Below are 16,453 nucleotides of genomic sequence, written 5' to 3'. Positions count from 1 at the left end.
CGTCACCCACCCATGCGTATCTTCCGGTTCGTCGCCAGGCGACTGCTCCAGCTGATCCCCGTTCTGCTCGGAGTGGTCGTCCTGGCCTTCCTTCTGGTCCGAGTGCTGCCGGGCGACCCCGTCCGCAGCATCCTCGGGCAGAACGCCACCGAGGAGGACGCCGCCGCGGCCCGGGCCCGCTTCGGGCTCGACCAGTCACTGTGGCAGCAGTTCCTCGACTACCTCGGCGGGCTGCTGACCGGTGACTTCGGGACCTCGATCCAGAGCGGCAGCTCCGTGGGCTCGGAGATGGCGCTCCGGGTGGGTCCGACCCTGGAGCTCGTGGTCATCTCGGTGACCATCGCGCTCGTGGTGGCGACGTTGCTGGGCATCTGGTCGGCCAAGCGGGCCAACCGGGCCGGGGACCACAGCGTCCGGATCTTCGCGCTGGTCGGCAACTCCGTACCCGAGTTCTGGCTCGGCCTGGTGCTGGTGCTCGTCGGCTACAGCATCCTCGGCTGGTTCCCGGCACCCAACGGCCGGGTCGACCCGGACACCGGCCTGACCCCCCTCACCGGCGCCGATCTCGTCGACGCCGTCCTCACCGCCAACGGGCCGGCGATCGCCTCGGCCGCGGCGTACCTGGTGCTGCCGGTGCTGACCCTCGTGGTCGGCGTGGTCGCCCCGCTGCTGCGCAGCGTCCGGGCCTCCGCGCTGGAGGTGCTGCACTCCGAGTCGTACGCCGCGGCCAAGGCGCACGGGCTGCGCGACCGGACGCTGCACTACGGCTACCTGCTGCGGGCGACGCTGGTCCGGCTGCCGTCGCTGGCCGCGTTGGTCTTCGGTACGGCGATCGGCTCCACCGTGCTCGTCGAGTACGTGTACTCGTGGCAGGGCTTCGGCCAGTGGGCCCTGCGCGGCCTGCTCTACCGGGACTACCCGGTGGTGCAGGCGTCGGTGCTGGTCATCGCGTTGTGCTACGTGCTGGTGTTCCTCATCGCCGACGTGGTCCACGCGATCCTCGACCCGAGAGTGAGGCTCTGATGGCCGAGCTGCGAACCGTCCCCGACGGTCCCGCCGCCGCGCCGGTGGTCGTGCCCGGCGGCGACCGGGACAGCCGTTTCGCCCGCCGCATGATCATCGCCGGGGCGAGCATCCTGTCGGTGGTCGCGCTGGTGGCGGTGTTCGCGCCGCTGCTGAGCCAGTGGGGCGAGACCGAGATCGACGCGGCGAACACCCTGGTCGCCCCGGGCGGCAGCCACCTGCTCGGCACCGACGGCAACGGCATGGACATCTGGAGCCGGGTGCTCTACGCCGCCCGGCTCGACCTGGGCATCGCCCTGGCCGCTGTCGCGCTCGCCGTCGTCGTCGGCACGCTGCTCGGCCTGGTCGCCGGCTACTTCGGCGGCTGGCTCGACGACGTGCTGATGCGGGTGGTCGACATCTTCCAGTCGTTCCCCACGTTCATCCTGGCGCTGGCCGTGGCCGCCCTGCTCGGCAACGGCACGATCAACCTGATCATCACGATCGCGGCGGTGAACGCGCCGGCGTACGCCCGGCTGGTCCGCGCCGAGGTGCGGTCGCTGCGGGAACTGCCGTTCGTGGACGCCGCGATCACCTCCGGGGCGTCGCCGGTCGGCGTGCTCTGGCGGCACCTGCTCCCGAACAGCCTCACCCCGGTCCGGGTCATCGCGCCGCTGAACTGCGGCTGGGCCATGCTCACCCTGGCCGGGCTCTCCTTCCTCGGCCTGGGCGTGAGCATCCCCGAGGCGGAGTGGGGCGCCATGATCAGCCTCGGCGCCGCGGACGTGGTCGGCGGCCGGTGGTGGACCTCGGTCCCGCCCGGCCTGGCCCTGTTCGTCTGCGTCCTGGGGTTCAGCCTGCTCGGCGAAGGCCTGCAGGACCGCGCCAACGCAAAGCGGCGGTGACCATGCTGTCGATCGAGAACCTCTCCGTGACGATCCGCCGGCCCGGCCGGCAGGTGGCAGCGCTCAGCGGCGTGAGCTTCGCCGTACGGCCCGGCGAGGTCGTCGGCCTGGTCGGCGAGAGCGGCGGCGGCAAGAGCATGGTGGCCCGCGCCGTCGTCGGGCTGTTGCCCGGCGGCTCGCACGCCACCGGACGGGTGCTGTTCGGCGACTCGGACGTGCTGCGCATGGACGACGTCGCGCTCGCCGCCCACCGCGGGCGGGGGGTGGCGATCTGCTTCCAGAACCCGCGCGGCGCGCTCAGCCCCACCCGCACCATCGGCAAGCAGCTCGTCGACCGGCTCGCCACCCACCAGGAGATGTCCGGCGAGCGGGCCCGGGAGGCGGCACGCGAGCTGTTCGAGGCGGTCGGCATCCGCAGCCCGCAGCGCCGGCTCGACGCGTACGCCCACGAGCTGTCCGGCGGCATGGCCCAGCGCGTGATGATCTCGCTGGCCACCGGCTGCGCGCCGGAACTGCTGATCGCCGACGAGCCGACCACCGGGCTGGACGTGACGCTGACCCGGGAGATCCTGCGCCAGTTCCGGCACGCCGCCGACACCGACGGCCGGGGCGTACTGCTGATCTCGCACGACCTGGCGTCCATCGCGGAGGTCTGCGACCGGGTGGTCGTGCTCTACGCCGGCACGGTGGTGGAGAGCGGACCGGCCGCGCAGGTGCTGCGGGAGCCCGCGCACCCGTACACCCGGGCGTTGCTGCGCTCGGTGCCGGACGTCGGCGGCCGGCCGGTCGTCGCCACCCCCGGCGCCATGCCGCTGCTCACCGAGGCGCCGCACAACTGCCCGTTCGTCGCCCGGTGCGCGCACGCCGACGGCACCTGCTCGTCCCGGCGCCCGGCCACCGTGCCGGTGCCCGGCGGCGGTGAGTGGTCGCTCGCCTGCTTCCACCCGCAGACCCGGCCGCTGGACGCGGGCCTGCCGCAGACGTCGCACACGCCGGCCGCGTCCGGCGCGGTCGCGGGAGGCCCGGACGCGAAGCCCGCAGTGCTGGAGATCGAGGACGCGCACGTCGTCTACCGCAGCCGGTTCGGTTCCGGCGGGCACCACGCGCTGCGCGGCGTCACGCTACGGCTCGGGCCGGGCGAGACGCTGGGCGTGGTGGGCGAGAGCGGCTGCGGCAAGAGCACGCTCGCCAAGCTCGTGATGGGCCTCGTCGCGCCCACGTCCGGCACCGTCACGGTCGCCGGGCAGGCGCTGGTCAAGCAGCCGGGCCGCCCCCGGCCGCGGGGCCGGGCGCTGCGCCGGGCCCGGACCCGGGCGCAGCTCGTGTTCCAGGACCCGATCGGCTCGCTCAGCCCGCGCCGTCCCGTCGGCGACTCGATCGCCGAGCCGCTGCGCGCCGCGGGCCTGTCCCCGGCCCAGCGGGCCGAGCGCGTCACCGCCGTACTGGACCGGATGGAGCTGGACCGGTCGATCCTCCAGCGCTACCCGCACGAGCTGTCCGGCGGCCAGGCGCAACGCATCGGCATCGCCCGCGCGCTGGTCGGCGAGCCGGACCTGATCGTGTTCGACGAGCCGACCTCGGCGCTGGACGTCACCGTCCAGGCGCAGATCCTCGACGTGATCGCCGACGTGGCGGCCGACGCGGACCGCGCCTCGGTGTTCATCTCCCACGACCTGGCGACAGTGCGCGGGTTCGCCGACCGGGTCGTGGTGCTCTACCTCGGCCGGGTCGTCGAGGAGGGGCCGGTGGACGTCGTCTTCGACACGCCCCGGCACCCGTACACCCGGGCGCTGCTGGGCAGCGCACCCCGCCTCGGCGGGACGGCCGGGTCCGACGGCGAGGCCGTCGAGCTGGTCAAGGACCTGGAGGAAGCCGACGCCGCGACCGGGTGCCCACTGGCCGCCCGGTGCCCGTTCGTCACCGACCGGTGCCGAGCGGAACAGCAGGAGCTTCAGTCGTACGGCGAGAGCCGGGCCGCCTGCTGGCGCGTTCCCGAGCTTCCCGCCCTCATCGGAAGGCAGGCTGTCACGCCATGACCCGTCGCCCCATCCGGCTCGCCGTCGACATCGGCGGGACCTTCGTGGACGCCATGGAACTCGACACGCGCACCAACCGGGTCCGCTTCCGCAAGGCGGCGACGACCCCGGCCCGGCCCGCGGACGGTGTCCTCAACGCGATCACCGCGCTCGGCACCGACCTGTCCGAGGTGGAGCTGTTCATCCACGGCACCACGCTCGGCCTCAACGCGGTGCTGGAGCGCCGTGGTGGCCGTACCGGGATCATCACCAACGAGGGCTTCCGGGACATCTTCCTGATCGGCCGCGGCAACGTGCCGTCCGACCACATGTACGACTTCCAGTACCAGCGGCCGGAGAGCCTGGTGCAGCGCCGCTTCACCGCCGGCGTGCGGGGCCGGCTCGACTACCGGGGCCGCGTGGTGGAGCCGCTGGACCCGGACAGCGTCCGGGAGGCCGCCCGCGCGCTCGTGGTGGACCAGCAGGTCACCTCGATCGCCATCTGCTTCCTGCACTCGTTCCTCGACCCGAGCCACGAGCGGGAGGCCGCGCGCCTGATCCACGAGGAGTTCCCCGAGGTCAGCCTGTCGCTGTCGACCGACATCGTGCGCGAGTACCGGGAGTACGAGCGCACCAGCACCACCGTGCTGGAGGCGTACATCCGGCCGATCTTCGAGCGGTACGTGGACGAGCTGGAGGCGGGCCTGGCCGAGCGCGGCTTCGCCGGGCGCTTCCTGATCATGCGCTCCGGTGGCGGCTCGATGACCAGCGCGGTCGCCAAGACCGCACCCACGCACACCGTGCTGTCCGGTCCGGCCGGTGGCATCGTCGGAGCCGCCTACGTCGCCTCCGAGCTGGGCCGGGACAACGTGCTCACGTTCGACATCGGCGGCACCTCGCTGGACGCCTGCGTCATCGAGCGCGGCAACCCGGTGGCCGCGTACGAGGCCCAGCTGGAGCACTTCCCGCTGCTCATCCCGACGTACGACATCCGTACCATCGGCGCCGGCGGCGGCTCGATCGCCTGGCTGGACCACGGCCTGCTCAAGGTCGGCCCGCAGAGCGCCGGCGCCGACCCCGGGCCGGTCTGCTACGGCCGGGGCGGCACGAAGCCGACAGTCACCGACGCCGCAGTGGTGCTCGGCTACATGGACCCGGACCGCTTCCTCGCCGGCACCATGGGGCTGCGCGACGCCGAGGCGCGGGCCGCCATCGCCGAACAGCTCGCCGAGCCGCTCGGCCTGACCGTGGAGAACGCGGCGGCCGGCGTGTTCGACGTGCTGCTGGCCCGTACCGTCGGCGCGGTCCGGCAGATCACCGTCGAGCGGGGCCACGACCCCCGGCAGTTCGCGCTGCTGGCGTTCGGCGGCGCCGGGCCGCTGCTGGCGCCGCTGCTGGCCCGGGAGATGGGCATCGGCGAGGTGATCGTGCCGTTCGCGCCGTCCGGTTTCTCCGCATGGGGCATGCTCTCGGCCGACATCGTCAACGATTTCAGCCGTACCGTGATGGCCACGCTCGACGACGCGGACCTGGCGGAGCTGGAGCAGCTGTTCAAGGCGGTCGAGGCCGAGGCGGTCGCTTCCCTGGTGGCGCAGGGCGTGCCGGCCGGCGAGGCGGTGCTGGAGCGGCAGTTCGAGCTGCGCTACCTGGGCCAGGAACACAGCCTGATGGTCACCGTCGGGCGCGAGCTGGACCGCGGCGCCGTCCGCGCCGCGTTCGACGAGACGCACCGCGCCCGGTACGGCCACACCATGGGCAACCCGCTGCAGATCCTCAACCTGCGGGTGCGCGGCATCGGCCGCACCGACCGGCCCGAGCTGGAGACTCTGCCGCGCGGCGACGGCGACCCGTCGCAGGCCCTGCTGACCCACCGGGACGCGTACGACTTCGGGCAGCACGCGGTGGTGCCGTTCGCCGTCTACGACCGGGCCCGCCTGGAGCCGGGCGACACCTTCGACGGACCGGCGCTGATCGACGAGGGCACCTCCACCACAGTGGTGCCCAGCGGCCAGCGGGTCACCGTCGACGACCACGGATACCTGCTCGTCACCCTGGAGGAAGCCGCATGACCACGCTGGACGGAGCCCAGGTCGAGGTCGTCCGCAGCTATCTGCTGTCCGCCGCGGAGGAGATGCGGGCCACCCTCATCCGTACCTCGTTCAACCCGGTCATCTATGAGGTGCACGACTTCGGCCTGTCGATGTACGACGCCGACCTGCGGCTGGTCGCCGAGGCCACCGGGCTGACGTTCTTCCTCGGCGCGAACGACTTCTCGCTGCGCAAGGGCGTGGAGTACGTGGGCCGGGAGAACCTGCACCGCGGCGACGTGGTGCTGCTCAACTACCCGTACTGGAACGCGGCGCACGCGTACGACGCGACGCTGTTCGCCCCGGTGTTCCGGCCCGACGAGGCCGACCCCGAGGCGGACGGCGACCTGGTCGGCTTCCTCTGCGTCCGCGCGCACTGGATGGACCTGGGCGCCAAGGACCCGGGCTACGTGCTCGACTCGACCGACATGCACCAGGAGGGGCTCATCTTCCCGGGCACCAAGGTCGTGTCCCGGGGCAAGCCGGTGCGCGAGATCCACGAGCTGATCCGCTTCAACTCGCGGATGCCCGACGCGGTGCTGGGCGACCTGCACGCGCAGATCGCCGCGCTGCGCACCGGCGAGCGCCGGATGCTGGAGATCATCGAGAAGTTCGGCCGGGACACCGTCGACCAGGCGGTCGACCGCATCATCGCCGACGGTGAGGCCCGCGCCCGCGCCGCGCTGGCGACGCTGCCGCAGGGCACCTGGACCGCCGAGGACTGGGTGGACGACGACGGCATCACCGACGACCCGGTGAAGATGCGCGTCACGGTGACCATCGACGACGGGCGCTTCATCGTCGACTTCGCCGGCTCGGCGCCGGCCACCCGAGGTCCGATCAACATGCCGTTCGGGGCGACGGAGGCGATCTGCAAGGTCGTGCTGAAGTCGCTGACGTCGCGGGACGAGCCGTCGAACGCCGGCACTGTGGCGCCGCTGGAGGTGCGGGCCGAGCCGGGCAGCCTGTTCCACGCCGTCTACCCGCAGCCGACGTTCACGCTCTGGACCGGAATCGTCGCGGTGGAGCTGATCCTCAAGGCGCTGGCGCAGGGCATGCCGGACCGGCTGCCCGCGTCCTCCGGCGGCGACGTGCCCGGCTTCATGATGGTCGGCCTGCACCCGGACACCGGGAAGATGTTCGCGGTCAGCAACAACGACCTGGTGGGCTGGGGCGGCACCGCGCAGCACGACGGCATGGACGCCGCCACGCACGTCTCCGGCAGCACCGGCCGCGGCACCCCGATCGAGGTCATGGAGGCCAAGACCGGGATGTTCTTCGAGCGCTGGGAGATCCGGGCGGACTCCGGCGGTGCGGGCCGGTTCCGGGGTGGCTGCGGCCTGCGGCGGGACATCCGGTTCCTGACCCCCGGCGAGTTCCTCACCGTGATCAAGAAGACCAAGAGCGCGCCGTGGGCGCTCGACGGTGGCGAGCAGCCGGAGCCGAACCAGGTGGTGGTGTTCCCGGGCACCGACCGCGAGCACCGGGTGAGCACGAAGCGCACCGTGGTGGCGGCTGGTGACCGGGTCACGCTGCTGACCGCCGGCGGCGGCGGGCACGGCGACCCGCGCGGCCGCGACCCCGAGGCGGTCCGGCGGGACGTGGCCGAGGGCTACGTCTCCCGGGAGGCGGCCCGGGACGTCTACGGAGTGGACGTCGATGGGTGAGCCGACGGTCGACGGGGCAACCGTCGAGGTCGTCCGCAGCCACCTCGTCTCGGCTGCCGAGGAGATGCGGGCCGCGCTGGTGCGCACCGCGTTCAATCCGGTGATCTACGAGGTGTACGACTTCGGCATCTCCGTCTACGACCGGCGGCTGCGGCTAGTCGCGGAGTCCACGGGGTTGTCCCGCTTCCTCGGCGCCAACGACTACTCGCTGCGCAAGGGCGTCGAGTACGTCGGCCGGGAGAACCTGCGCCGCGGCGACGTGGTGCTGCTCAACTACCCGTACTGGAACGCGGCGCACACGTACGACGCGACGATGTTCGCGCCGGTCGTGCTGCCGGACAGCGAGGAGCTGATCGGGTTCCTGTGCATCCGGGCGCACTGGATGGACCTGGGCGCCAAGGATCCCGGTTACGTGCTCGACTCCACGGACATGCACCAGGAGGGGATCATCTTCCCCGGCACGAAGGTGTACGACCGGGGCGAGCCGGTGCGCGAGATCCACGAGCTGATCCGGTTCAACTCGCGGATGCCGGAGCTGGTCATCGGCGACCTCAACGCGCAGATCGCCGCGCTGCGTACCGGTGAGCGGCGGGTGACCGAGCTGTACCGCCACTACGGCCCCGCAGTGGTCGACGCGGTCGTCGACCGGGTGATCGACGCCGCCGCGCAGCGCGCCGGAGAGGCGGTGGCCGCGCTGCCGCAGGGCAGCTGGACCGCCGAGGACTGGCTCGACGACGACGGTGTCAGCGACGACCCGATCCGGATGCGGGTCACAGTCACCGTCGCCGACGGCGAGTTCACTGTGGACTTCGCGGGGTCGTCCCCGGCGGTGCCCGGGCCGGTGAACCTGCCGCTGGGCGCCACCATCGCCACCTGCCGGGTCGCGTTCAAGGGCGTCACCACGCCCGGCGAGCAGACCAACGCCGGGCACTTCGCGCCGCTTCGGGTACGCGCCGAGCCCGGCACGCTGTTCCACGCGCAGTACCCGGCCGCCACGTTCACCCAGTGGACCGGCACCGTCGCGCTGGAGCTGATCCTCAAGGCGCTGGCGCAGGGCATGCCGGACCGGCTGGCCGCCTCCTCCGGCGGCGACGTGCCCGGGTTCATGATGGTCGGCCGGCACCCGGACACCGGCGACATGTTCGCGGTCAGCAACAACGACCCGGTCGGCTGGGGCGGCACGCCACGGCACGACGGGATCGGACCGGCGAACCACCTGTGCCAGACCCAGGCGCGCAACACGCCGGTCGAGGTGCTGGAGTCGAAGACCGGGATGTTCTTCGAGCGCCTGGAGATCCGTACCGACTCCGGTGGCGCGGGCCGGTTCCGGGGCGGCTGCGGCCTGCGGCGGGACATCCGGTTCGTGACGCCGGGCGAGTTCCTGACGGTGATCAAGAAGACGAAGAGCGCGCCGTGGGCGCTGGCCGGCGGCGCACAGCCGGAGCCGAACCAGGTGGTCGTCTTCCCGGGCACGGACCGGGAACACCGGGTGAGCACACGGCGTACCGCGGTGGCGGTGGGGGACCGGGTGACGTTGCTGACCGCCGGTGGCGGCGGGCACGGTGACCCGGGGAGTCGGGATCCGGAGGCGGTGCGACGGGACGTGGCCGAGGGCTACGTCTCCGCGCGGGCCGCCCGAGACGTTTATGGAGTGATCGCGTGAGTGCCGCCTATTCGCCCGAGCAGCCGAGCCTGCTGCTCGGCAACTGCACAGTGCTGGACGCCCGCGTGGTGGACGGCATGGCGCCCGTGACCGGCGCCGGGGTGTGGGTCCGGGGTGACCGGATCGCCGCCGTCGGGCCGTACGCCGAGGTGGCCGAGCAGGCGCGCGCCGCCGGCCGGCTGACCGAGGTGGACCTCGAGGGCGCGTACCTGACGCCCGGTCTGGTCAACATGCACACCCACTTCTCGCTGTCGCTGCCCGGCTCCGCCGGCGAGGGCGTCAAGGGGATGGGCTCGTACGACCTCGCCCACTACATGGCCGACGGGGCGCGGCGCACGCTGCACTCCGGCGTGACCACCGTGCGCTGCGTGGCGGAGAAGGACCACGCCGACTTCGCACTGCGGCGGGCGATCAACGCCGGGCGCGTGCCGGGTCCGCGCATCTACACCGCCGGCCGGGCGCTGGTCTGCACCGGCGGGCACGGCCACGAGAGCAACGACACGCTGGAATGCGACGGCCCGGTGGGCTTCCGCCGGGGCGTCCGCAGCCAGATCAAGGCCGGCGCGGACCTGATCAAGGTGATGATCTCGGGCGGCATCGCCGGTGAGCACGAGAGCATCCACACGCCCCAGCTGTTCGCCGACGAGATGACCGCGGTGATCGAGACCGCGCACGCGTGGGGCCGCAAGGTGACCGCGCACGCCGGACCGGCCGACGTGATCGGCGCGGCGGTGGAGCTGGGACTGGACTGCGTGGAGCACGGCTACCAGCTCACCCCGCAGGTCGCGGCGCGGATGGCCGAGCGCGGCACCGCGCTCGTGCCGACGCTGCTGGTGACCCGGTGCAAGGAGTTCTTCGACGAGCTGGGCGTGCCGGAGTGGATGCAGTGCCGTTCGCTCGGCGCCGGCCCCCGGCACCTGGAGAGCTTCGACATGGCGATCGCCGCCGGCGTGGAGGTGCTGCTCGGCAGCGACATGCCCCCGTTCTGGGAGTTCGAGGGCACCACCGCCTCGATCCGGGAACTGGAGTACATGTCCGAGCGGATCGGCGCCGCGCGGGCCGTCCACGCCGGCACCCTCGGGCCGATCCGGTGGCTCGGCGCGGAGTCCGACCTCGGCACCGTCGAGGCCGGCAAGCTGGCCGACCTGATCGCGACCGACGCCGACCCGCTGGCCGACACCTCGGCCTTCCGGGACGTGCGGTGGGTGATGAAGGGCGGGCAGATCGCCCGCGACGACCGGAACCAGGAGGAGACGCGATGACGTTCGCGCAGGCAGGCGCGGCGGCGATCGCCGCCGGCATCGATGACATGTACGACGCGTTCCTCGCCGGGGACCAGCAGCGGTTCGACACGCACCTGTACCCCGAGGTGACCACCTGGGAGACGCACCTGCCCGGGCCGCTGCGGACCCGCGCCGAGCTGGACGAGTACCGCGCCCGGCGGGACGCCGCGGGGCAGCGGCCCCGGCTGGCGGTGCTCGCCGCGCGGGACAAGCGCATCGACGTCTGGGACGACTTCGGCGTGGCCCGGTACGAGCTGGTCGCGCAGCTCGGCCCGGACGACGAGCCGGAGATCACCCGGGTCACCGACGTGGTGCGCCGGATCGACGGCCGCTGGGTGATCGTGCACCACCACGCCGAGCTGGTGCGGGAACCGGTGGGCGCGGCGTGATCCGGCGGCTGGTCGCCGGGCGGACCGGCGAGCCGGCGGACGTGCTGTCGGTCGCCGATCTGCCCGACGACCCGCCGCCCGGCCCCGGCGAGGTGCGGCTCGCCGTGCGTACGGTGGGGCTGAACTTCCTGGACGTCATGCTCTGCCGGGGCGAGTACCCGGTGCGGCCGGACCCGCCGATGACACCCGGGGTGGAGACGGCCGGCCGGGTCGTCGCCGCCGGCGCCGGTGCCGGGCATCTGCTGGGTCAGGAGGTGCTCGCCTGCCCGGCGCTGCCGCGCGGCGCGCTCGGCACGACCGTCACCGTGGACGCCGCGGTGGTGGTGCCGCGACCGTCCACCGTCGACCCGGTGACCGCGGCGGCGCTGCCGGTCACCTACCAGACCGCGTGGTTCGCGCTGGAACGAGCCGGGCTCACCGCCGGGCAGACGGTGCTGGTGCACGCGGGCGCCGGCGGGGTGGGCATCGCCGCGATCCAGCTCGCCGTCGCCCGCGGCGCGCGGGTCCTGGCCACCGCGGGCGGTCCGGCCAAGACCGCGATCTGCCGCGACCACGGTGCCGCGGTCGCGGTCGACTACACCGCGGCGGACTTCGTGCCCGCCGTGCTCGCGGCCACCGGCGGCCGGGGCGTGGACGTCGTGGTGGACCCGGTGGGCGGCGACGTGTTCGCCCGATCCTGGGACTGCCTGGCGTTCGAGGGCCGTCTGGTCGCCGTGGGCGCGGCGGGCGGCGCACCGCCGCCGGTCGACCCGCTGCGGCTGATGGCGGCGAACGCGACGCTCATCGGCCTCTCCTGGGGCTCGCAGTACCCGTGGCGCCGGGCGAGCGCCGTCGAGGCCGCCTACCAGGAACTGTTCGACATGTGCGTCTCCGGCGCGGTCCGGCCGCCGGTCAGCCGCGTGGTGTCGCTGGACGAGGCGCCCGCGGCGCTCACCGAGCTGGCCGAACGCCGGACCACCGGCAAGATCATCGTACGGATCGAGGAGGGGGAGGGACCGTGAGCGACAGCGACGGCGACATGGAGATCTACGACCTGAAGGTGACAGTCGATCGGATCGAGGGCCGGTCGGTGTGCGGCATGGCCGTGGGCGACCACTTCGAACTCACCAACAGCGCCCACCTGCGGCTGCCCGAGGGAAAGCACTTCTGCGTGTACGCGCTCGCCTCGGTGCTGCCCTTCCTCGCCGCCAAGCAGCGTGACCTGGCGCCGGGGGACTGGCTGGCCCAGGACTCCCACTTCATCTGCCCCGACCCGGAGGAGCGGCTCGTCATGAAGGTGGAACGGACCTGCCGGCGCACGATGAACTCGGCGGACCTGACATGACGGTCGAGATCGGACTCGGCCTGCAGAGCGACAAGCCGGCCGGCGCCTACGCCCGGCTGGCCCGCGCCGCCGAGGCGCACGGCTTCGACGTGCTCACCGTCTTCGGCGACCTGATGTACCAGCCGCCGATCTTCCCGCTGCTGGAGATGGCGCAGGCGACCGAGCGGGTACGCCTCGGCGCGGCCTGCCTGAACCCGTACTCGATGGCCCCGTACGAGATCGCCGGTCAGCTCGCCGCTCTGGACCTGGCCTCGCACGGGCGGGCCTACCTGGGTCTGGCCCGGGGGACATGGTTGGGCGCCGTCGGCCTGCCGCAGCCGCGGCCGCTGACCACGATCGAGGAGGCCGTCCAGGTCGTCTACCGCCTGCTGCGCGGCGACCGCAGCGGCTTCACCGGAAAGGTCTTCTCGCTCGCCCCCGGCACCGCGCTGCGCTACGACGTGCAGCGGCCCGACCCGCCGCTGCTGCTCGGTGCGTGGGGCCCGCAGGGCGCGGCCCTGGCCGGCCGGATCGCCGACGAGATCAAGGTGGGCGGCAGCGCCAACCCGGACATGGTCCCGGTGATCCGCGAGCGGCTGCGGACCGGCGCGGAGAAGGCCGGGCGCGACGTCGAGGACGTCGGCATCGTGCTCGGCGCGGTCACAGTCGTCGACACCGACGGCGAGGCGGCCCGCGCCAAGGCCCGCACCGAGGTGGCCATGTACCTGGCGGTGGTGGCCGAGCTGGACCCGACCGTCGTGATGCCCGGCGACCTGGTCAAGCGCGTCGGCGAGCTGGTCGACGCGGGCGAGGACGAGGCGGCGGGCCGGCTGATCCCGGACGACGTGCTCGACCGGTTCGCCTTCTCCGGCACCCCGGAGCAGGTCGCCGCGCAGGCCCAGGCGCTCATCGACGCCGGTGTCCGCCGGGTCGAGTTCGGCACGCCGCACGGCCTCACCGACGAGCGTGGCGTGGACCTGCTCGGCTCCGCCGTCCTGCCTCTGCTGCGCAGGTGAGTCCGATGCGGCTCACCGTCCTGGTCGGCCCCGGCCTGGTGGCCGACGCGGCCCTGCTGGCGTCACTGACCGCCGCCACCTGCGCCGAACTCGACGTCGCCGGTCGGGTCGTCACCGCCGGCTCGGCCGAGGAGATGCGCTCGCTGCTCGCCGCGACAGAGCAGCCGGTGGTGGCGCTGCCCGGCCCCACACCCGCGGCCCGTGACCTGATCGGCGCGCAGCCGTCCGGCGTGGTCTGGTACGACCTCACCGTCGAGCCGCCGGTGCCCGGTGCGGTCCACCTGGCCGGGCGGGGACTGTGGGGCCTGGCCTGGGCGATCCGGCACGCCGTGCACCGCCTCCGCGCGCCGGCCGGCCGGATCGCCTACGGACCGGACCCGGACCAGTGGGGCGACCTGCGGCTGCCGTCCGCCCCGCACACCGGGCCCGCGCCGGTCGCGGTGCTGCTGCACGGCGGGTTCTGGCGGTCGATCTGGGGCGCGGACCTGATGGACGCGCTCGCCGCCGACCTGACCCGGCGCGGCTACGCGTCCTGGAACCTGGAGTACCGGCGTCCGGACCGGCACGGCTGGGACGCGACCACGCAGGATGTGGAGGCGGGCCTCGTCGCGCTGCGGGAGCTGGCCCGCGACCGGCCGCTGGACCTGGACCGCATCGTCGTGCTGGGACACTCGGCCGGCGGGCAGCTCGCGCTGCGCGCCGCGGCGGACCTGGCCGGGCGTACGAGCGGACCGCGTGTCGCGCTCGCGGTGTCGCTGGCCGGGGTGCTCGACCTCACCGAGGGCGAGCGGCGTTACCTCGGCGACGGCGCGGTCGCCGCGGCCCTGGGCGGATCACCGGCGACGGCTCCGCGCCGATACGCCGAGAGCGACCCGATGCGACGGCTGCCGACCCGGGTGCCCACGCTGCTCGTGCAGGGCACGGAGGACAGCCTCGACCTCGTCGACGCCAACCGGCGCTACGCCGTGGCGGCGGCCGGCGCGGGAGACGACGTCCGCTACCTGGAACAGCCGGGGGACCACTTCGCCGTCATCGACCCGGCCTCGGCCGTCTGGCAGGACACGATGGCCGCCGTGGACGCCCGCCTCGGTCGCTGACGCCGGACGCGAAATCGCCCTCCGGGTTCACGTAGGTGAACATGGAGGGCGATTCGTGGTGCCGGTGCGGGTCAGAACAGGCGGGGCGTGACGACCGAGACCACTGTCGTTACCGCGTCGGTGTCGTTGTAGAGCTGGTGCGGCACCGACGAGCGCAGGTGCACGCTGTCGCCCGGGAACAGCCGGTGCTCGACGCCCTCGACCTCGTAGAGCAGCTCGCCGGAGATGACGTAGGCGAACTCCTCACCCCGGTGGCCGTACGCGTTCTCCCGGCGCCCGCCCGGCGCGATGTGCACGAGCATCGGTTCGAGCACCAGGTCCGGCCCCCGGTCGGAGAGCATGCGGTAGGTCTGCTGCCCGGACACGTACTGCGTGGCGGCCGTCTCCGCCCTGGTCAGCGTGAAGTGCCGGGGGAGCGAGGAGACGGTGCTGTCCGGCGATGCGGTGCCGGGGTCGAAGAAGTCGGCCACCGACCGGTCGAGCGCCTTGGCGACGCTGCCGAGCGCGGTCAGGCCGATGGAGGAGATGCCGCGCTCGACCTGGGACAGGAAGCCGATGGACAGCCCGGAGCGGGAGGCGAGGCCGCGCAGCGTCAGCCCGCGCTCCTTGCGGTAGCGCCGGATCCGGCCGCCGACGACGCCCGCGGGCGTGTTCTCGTCCGCGGCACCACCGGAGCCGGCCTGCTCCGACGGCGGCTGACTGTTCATGGGCCGCACGGGGACCTCCTGTTGCGGTGGCGGGAATCCGCCCGGGATGTTCGATGCTATCGAACACGACCGCGAATGCGCGAGGGGGAGGCGCTGTCAATTCCGGTCCCGCGCGCGCGTCCGCGTCACGTCGTCCCTGGTGGACCGGCCCGACGGGTCAGCCGGCGCGACGCAGCCGGCCGAGCATGCCGGCGAGGTCCTGGACGAACAGCTCGTGGCGGAAGTAGTGGCCGCCCGGAACCTCGCGCCACTCGTGCGGGATGCCGGCCCGGCCCAGCAGGCTGCGGAACTCGCGCTGCCCGGCCAGCACCTGGCCCTCGTTGGCCTGGTCGAACCAGTTGATCGGGTCGGGTGACGTCCCGGCGGCCAGGAAGATCCGCTTGTTGCGGTAGCTTTCGATGCGTTCGACCGGGTTGTCCGCGCTGACCCGGGCCTCGTCCCACAGGGGCGCGCCGTAGACGGTGCCGCCGCCGAGGTCGATCGCGGCCGACGTGACGTTCGCCCAGTGCACCACGAGACCGAAGTCCCGTCGCAGGCTCGCCGGCCCGGAGTGGGAACTGACCGAGCAGAAGTGGCCGTAGTACTTCGCGGCGTACTTCAGCGCGCCGAAGCCACCCATCGAGAAGCCGGCGACGGCACGGCCGTTGTACTCGGCGAAGGTGCGGAAGTTGGCGTCGATCCAGGGCAGCAGCTGGGCGATGTGGAAGGTCTCCCAGTTGCGCGGCCCGGTGTTGCTGGTGACCGGGTTGCAGTACCAGCCGGTGGAGGCGTCCGGCATGACAACGATGACCTCGCGGCCGGCGGTCAGGTTGATGATGTTGTCCTGGAGGTGGAACGTGCGGAAGTCCTGTCGGCCGCCGTGCAGCAGGTACAGCACCGGGTAGCGCTTGCCGCTGGTGTGGTAGCCGTCGGGCAGCAGCACGTTCACCGCCGGGTCCCACTCGATCGCGTCGGTGGCGAAGCGGAAGTACTGCAACCGGCCGCCGTTCTCGTTGCGGTCGGCGATGCGCAGGCCGTACCCGTCGCGGGCGGCGGCGCTCGCCGCGGACGGCGCGGTGAAGGTCCCGGCGAGGGCGCCGGTCGCCGCGACCGCGGCGGCGCCGGTGAGCAGCCGCCTGCGGCTCACCGTGGGGGAGACGTTCCGGTCGTGCGACATGGGGGTTCCTCCTGGGGGTCAGAGTGTGGTTTCGCCGGTGAGGCCGAAGTAGTCGTGCCATTTGGTGCTGGGGGCGAAGGTGGTGCCGGTGGAGAGGGCGACGTAGATGTCGTTGGTGGTGTTTTTGGTGAAGACGATGAGGTCGTGTTTGCCGTCGCCGTTG

Annotated in this window: 14 protein-coding genes; 12 read left to right on the top strand and 2 right to left on the bottom strand. The window is 73.0% G+C overall.

Going from position 1 to position 16,453, the window contains the following annotated elements:
- Positions 1–12: 12 nt before the first annotated feature.
- From F8279_RS19195 to F8279_RS19140, 12 genes are read left to right on the top strand one after another with little or no spacing between them, the layout of a single operon-like run.
- Positions 13–1,023, top strand: a complete 1,011-nt coding sequence (locus F8279_RS19195) for an ABC transporter permease (protein ID WP_091427915.1) — start codon at positions 13–15, stop codon at positions 1,021–1,023.
- The gene (locus F8279_RS19190) at positions 1,023–1,907 is read left to right on the top strand and encodes an ABC transporter permease (protein WP_091427917.1); all 885 of its coding nucleotides are present in this window, start codon (positions 1,023–1,025) and stop codon (positions 1,905–1,907) included. Before F8279_RS19195 ends, F8279_RS19190 begins: the two co-directional genes overlap by 1 nt.
- A 2-nt stretch (positions 1,908–1,909) precedes the next feature.
- Positions 1,910–3,943, top strand: coding sequence for a dipeptide ABC transporter ATP-binding protein (locus tag F8279_RS19185; protein WP_151500659.1), 2,034 nt, complete (start codon positions 1,910–1,912; stop codon positions 3,941–3,943).
- Complete coding sequence (locus F8279_RS19180) at positions 3,940–5,991, top strand: hydantoinase/oxoprolinase family protein (RefSeq protein ID WP_151500658.1); 2,052 nt, start codon at positions 3,940–3,942, stop codon at positions 5,989–5,991. Before F8279_RS19185 ends, F8279_RS19180 begins: the two co-directional genes overlap by 4 nt.
- Positions 5,988–7,676, top strand: coding sequence for a hydantoinase B/oxoprolinase family protein (locus F8279_RS19175; RefSeq protein ID WP_151500657.1), 1,689 nt, complete (start codon positions 5,988–5,990; stop codon positions 7,674–7,676). The genes F8279_RS19180 and F8279_RS19175 overlap by 4 nt, the downstream gene beginning before the upstream one ends.
- A complete protein-coding gene (locus F8279_RS19170; RefSeq protein ID WP_091427924.1) occupies positions 7,669–9,339 on the top strand; it encodes a hydantoinase B/oxoprolinase family protein in 1,671 nt (556 codons plus the stop codon). Before F8279_RS19175 ends, F8279_RS19170 begins: the two co-directional genes overlap by 8 nt.
- Positions 9,336–10,601, top strand: coding sequence for an amidohydrolase family protein (locus F8279_RS19165; protein WP_091427926.1), 1,266 nt, complete (start codon positions 9,336–9,338; stop codon positions 10,599–10,601). Before F8279_RS19170 ends, F8279_RS19165 begins: the two co-directional genes overlap by 4 nt.
- Entirely contained in the window at positions 10,598–11,011 is a 414-nt protein-coding gene (locus F8279_RS19160) for a nuclear transport factor 2 family protein (RefSeq protein WP_151500656.1), read from the top strand. Before F8279_RS19165 ends, F8279_RS19160 begins: the two co-directional genes overlap by 4 nt.
- Positions 11,008–12,012: a zinc-binding dehydrogenase gene (locus F8279_RS19155; RefSeq protein ID WP_151500655.1), complete on the top strand. Its 1,005-nt coding sequence runs from the start codon at positions 11,008–11,010 to the stop codon at positions 12,010–12,012. Before F8279_RS19160 ends, F8279_RS19155 begins: the two co-directional genes overlap by 4 nt.
- Positions 12,009–12,335: a TIGR04076 family protein gene (locus F8279_RS19150; protein WP_151500654.1), complete on the top strand. Its 327-nt coding sequence runs from the start codon at positions 12,009–12,011 to the stop codon at positions 12,333–12,335. The genes F8279_RS19155 and F8279_RS19150 overlap by 4 nt, the downstream gene beginning before the upstream one ends.
- Entirely contained in the window at positions 12,332–13,330 is a 999-nt protein-coding gene (locus F8279_RS19145; RefSeq protein ID WP_151500653.1) for an LLM class flavin-dependent oxidoreductase, read from the top strand. Before F8279_RS19150 ends, F8279_RS19145 begins: the two co-directional genes overlap by 4 nt.
- A gap of 5 nt (positions 13,331–13,335) precedes the next feature.
- Positions 13,336–14,427, top strand: coding sequence for an alpha/beta hydrolase (locus F8279_RS19140; RefSeq protein ID WP_225853330.1), 1,092 nt, complete (start codon positions 13,336–13,338; stop codon positions 14,425–14,427).
- A 71-nt stretch (positions 14,428–14,498) separates the two neighbouring features.
- Here the strand turns inward: F8279_RS19140 and F8279_RS19135 are convergent, their stop codons facing one another.
- Both F8279_RS19135 and F8279_RS19130 read right to left on the bottom strand, forming a co-directional pair.
- Positions 14,499–15,134: a helix-turn-helix domain-containing protein gene (locus tag F8279_RS19135; RefSeq protein WP_225853329.1), complete on the bottom strand. Its 636-nt coding sequence runs from the start codon at positions 15,132–15,134 to the stop codon at positions 14,499–14,501.
- A gap of 157 nt (positions 15,135–15,291) precedes the next feature.
- Complete coding sequence (locus F8279_RS19130) at positions 15,292–16,290, bottom strand: alpha/beta hydrolase family protein (protein ID WP_151500652.1); 999 nt, start codon at positions 16,288–16,290, stop codon at positions 15,292–15,294.
- Between the last annotated feature and the right edge of the window lie 163 nt (positions 16,291–16,453).

The sequence above is a fragment of the Micromonospora sp. AMSO1212t genome (genome assembly GCF_008868145.1).
Lineage (GTDB): Bacteria > Actinomycetota > Actinomycetes > Mycobacteriales > Micromonosporaceae > Micromonospora > Micromonospora tulbaghiae.
This window is presented reverse-complemented; position numbering and strand designations above follow the sequence as displayed.

Coding starts and splice junctions, on each gene's coding strand:
- F8279_RS19160 (WP_151500656.1), top strand. CDS start 10,598: ATGACGTTCGCGCAGGCAGGCGCGGCGGCGATCGCCGCCGGCATCGAT.
- F8279_RS19185 (WP_151500659.1), top strand. CDS start 1,910: ATGCTGTCGATCGAGAACCTCTCCGTGACGATCCGCCGGCCCGGCCGG.
- F8279_RS19135 (WP_225853329.1), bottom strand. CDS start 15,134: ATGAACAGTCAGCCGCCGTCGGAGCAGGCCGGCTCCGGTGGTGCCGCG.
- F8279_RS19130 (WP_151500652.1), bottom strand. CDS start 16,290: ATGTCGCACGACCGGAACGTCTCCCCCACGGTGAGCCGCAGGCGGCTG.
- F8279_RS19175 (WP_151500657.1), top strand. CDS start 5,988: ATGACCACGCTGGACGGAGCCCAGGTCGAGGTCGTCCGCAGCTATCTG.
- F8279_RS19145 (WP_151500653.1), top strand. CDS start 12,332: ATGACGGTCGAGATCGGACTCGGCCTGCAGAGCGACAAGCCGGCCGGC.
- F8279_RS19195 (WP_091427915.1), top strand. CDS start 13: ATGCGTATCTTCCGGTTCGTCGCCAGGCGACTGCTCCAGCTGATCCCC.
- F8279_RS19190 (WP_091427917.1), top strand. CDS start 1,023: ATGGCCGAGCTGCGAACCGTCCCCGACGGTCCCGCCGCCGCGCCGGTG.
- F8279_RS19180 (WP_151500658.1), top strand. CDS start 3,940: ATGACCCGTCGCCCCATCCGGCTCGCCGTCGACATCGGCGGGACCTTC.
- F8279_RS19140 (WP_225853330.1), top strand. CDS start 13,336: ATGCGGCTCACCGTCCTGGTCGGCCCCGGCCTGGTGGCCGACGCGGCC.
- F8279_RS19170 (WP_091427924.1), top strand. CDS start 7,669: ATGGGTGAGCCGACGGTCGACGGGGCAACCGTCGAGGTCGTCCGCAGC.